3 protein-coding genes are annotated in these 2596 nt (G+C 73.6%); 1 reads left to right on the plus strand and 2 read right to left on the minus strand.

Features of this window, described 5'->3' with window-relative positions; genetic code table 11:
- Nucleotides 1–629 (minus strand): AMP-binding protein (locus tag PLP61_RS16440; RefSeq protein WP_324503840.1); only part of this gene is annotated, 629 nt, incomplete at its 3' end.
- A gap of 68 nt (nucleotides 630–697) precedes the next feature.
- Between PLP61_RS16440 and PLP61_RS16445 the strand changes: the two genes are divergently transcribed.
- The gene (locus PLP61_RS16445) at nucleotides 698–1579 is read left to right on the plus strand and encodes an HAD family hydrolase (RefSeq protein ID WP_324503841.1); all 882 of its coding nucleotides are present in this window, start codon (nucleotides 698–700) and stop codon (nucleotides 1577–1579) included.
- On the opposite strand, the gene PLP61_RS16450 is transcribed toward PLP61_RS16445, so the two are convergent.
- On the minus strand, nucleotides 1536–2596 hold a 1061-nt coding region (locus tag PLP61_RS16450), incomplete at its 5' end, for a lysophospholipid acyltransferase family protein (protein WP_324503842.1). The two genes, PLP61_RS16445 and PLP61_RS16450, sit on opposite strands and share 44 nt — an antisense overlap.

Raw genomic sequence — 2596 nt, forward strand, 5'->3', positions numbered from 1 at the left:
CCCTGGCGATCATGGCGCACAAGCTGGGCACCGGCATCCGGGTCGAGAAGCACTACGCGCCCGCGCTGCCGCGCATCGAGGCGATGGCCGGTGAGCTGAACCAGGTGTGGACCAACCTCGTCGACAACGCGATCGACGCGATGGCCGGCCGGGGCGTGCTCACCGTGTCGGCCCGCCCCGACGGCGACGACTCGGGGGACCACCGCTCGGGACAGCGGCCCGGCGTCGAGCCGGGTGGGTTCGCCGGCCAGTGCAGCCCGCACCAGTGCCACAGCCTCGCGGACCGTTGCCAGCGCGTCCGCGTCGGCGACCACCACCAGCGCGCCCGTGTCCGCGACCATCAGGGCCATCTCCTCGGCCGTGGCCTCGGGGTTCACTGGCACCGCGACGGCCTGGGCGCGCAGCACTCCCAGGTAGCAGGTGACCAGCTCCAGGCGGTTGCTGCACGCGAGCAGCACCCGGGTGCCGGCCACGATGTCGCCGGCGACCAGCCCGGACGCGACGCGGGAGACCTCCTCCTCGAGCTGGGCGTAGGTCAGCCGACGGTCGTCGGGATCCACCAGCGCGACGACGTCCGGACGCTCGGCGGCCGCGGACGACAGCAGAGCGGGCACGTCGCGGGGAGCCATACCAGCGATCCTGTCACAGGCGGACCGGGCCGCCGACCGGTGTGGCGGAGCCAACTACGCTCGCCGGTGTGACCCCTCCCCGCGAGCGTCCCCGTCGCCCGCTGAACCTCCAGCAGCGCTCGATCATGGCCGGGGAGGCCGCCGCCGCCAACGCTCACGTCGAGCGTGCGCTGGGCACCCCCGCCGACCCGGCCCGCGCCGCCTTCTTCGACGTCGACAACACCGTGATGCAGGGGGCCAGCATCTTCCACCTGGCCCGCGGACTGCACCGGCGCAAGTTCTTCACCACCCGTCAGATCGCCGGTGCGGCCTGGAAGCAGGCCTACTTCCGCATCGTCGGCGTGGAGGACCCCGACCACGTGGCCGAGGCCCGGGCCTCGGCGCTGAGCTTCATCGCCGGGCACACGGTGAGCGAGCTGGAGGAGCTGGGCGAGGAGATCTTCGACGAGGCGATGGCGCACCGGATCTGGCCGGGCACCCGGGCCCTGGCCCAGCTGCACCTCGACGAGGGGCAGCGGGTGTGGCTGGTCACCGCCGCACCCCTCGAGGTCGCCCAGATCATCGCCCGCAGGCTAGGCCTCACCGGGGCGCTGGGCACGGTCGCCGAACGGGAGGACGGGGTCTACACCGGACGTCTGGTCGGGGACCTGCTGCACGGACCGGCCAAGGCGGTGGCCATCCGGGCGCTCGCCGAGCGGGAGGGCCTGGACCTGGCCCGGTGCTCGGCGTACTCCGACTCCTTCAACGACCTGCCGATGCTGTCCCTGGTGGGCGACCCGTGCGCGGTCAACCCGGACCCGCGGCTGCGCGCCCACGCGCGCGAGAACGGCTGGCGGATCCGCGACTACCGCACCGGCCGTCGGGCCGCCCGGGCGGGTCTGGTCCTGGGTGCCGCGGCCGGCGCGCTCAGCGGCGCGGTGGCGCTCCGGGGGCGGCGGGGCCCGGCCTGACCCTGAGCGGCGGCAGGCCGAACACGGAGTCCCGGTCGCGCAGCAGCGCGTAGAGGGTCTGCTGGATCGCCTCGCGCACCTGGTCGGTCACGTTGAAGACCAGCATCGGGTCGTCGGCGGCGCCAGGCTCGAACTCGTCGGTGCGGATCGGCTCACCGAACTCCATCAGCCACTTCGACGGCAGCGGGACCAGGCCCAGCGGGCCGAGCAGCGGGAAGAACGGCGTGATCGGCAGGTAGGGCAGCCCGAGCAGCCTCGCCAGCACCGGGACGTTGCCCACCAGGGGGTAGGTCTCCTCCGCGCCGACGACCGAGAGCGGCACGATCGGTACGCCGGTGCGCAGCGCCGCGGAGACGAACCCGCCCCGGCCGAACCGCTGGAGCTTGTAGCGCTCGGAGTAGGGCTTGCCGATGCCCTTGAACCCCTCGGGCCACACGCCGACCAGATGGCCTCCACGCAGCAGCCGCTCGGCGTCCTCGGCGCAGGCCAGCGTCACCCCCGAGCGGCGGGCCAGCACGCTGACCATCGGCAGCCGGAAGACCAGGTCGGCACCGAGCGGGCGCAGGTTCCGGCCGGTGTGCTCGTGCACGGTGAAGATCGCCATGGCGGCGTCGAGGGGGATGGTGCCCGAGTGGTTGGAGACCACGAGAGCCCCACCCTCGACGGGGATGTTCTCGGCGCCCCGGACCTCGATCCGGAACCACTTCTCGGCCAGCGGGCGCAGCACCGCCATCAAGAAGGTGTGGGCGAACTCCGCGTCGAAGCCGTACTCGTCGATGACGTACTCGCCGTCCAGGCGCCGCCGCCAGAAAGCGAGCAGCTGGGCGAGCCGGCCCTCCCAGTCCTGCCCGAAGACCTCCATCGCCCCCTGCTGCAGGGCGGCCAGCCAGTCGCCGATCGGGATGCCTGCGAACGGGTCGCGGTCGGTGGTGGTGACCGGCGCGGTGCGGGCCGGCTGCTCGCTTCCCGCCGCCGGTGTGGCCGCGGAGCCTCCGCGGGTCCGTCCGGCGAGCTCCC

Origin of the sequence: Nocardioides sp., assembly GCF_035429765.1 — a bacterium.
Lineage (GTDB): Bacteria > Actinomycetota > Actinomycetes > Propionibacteriales > Nocardioidaceae > Nocardioides.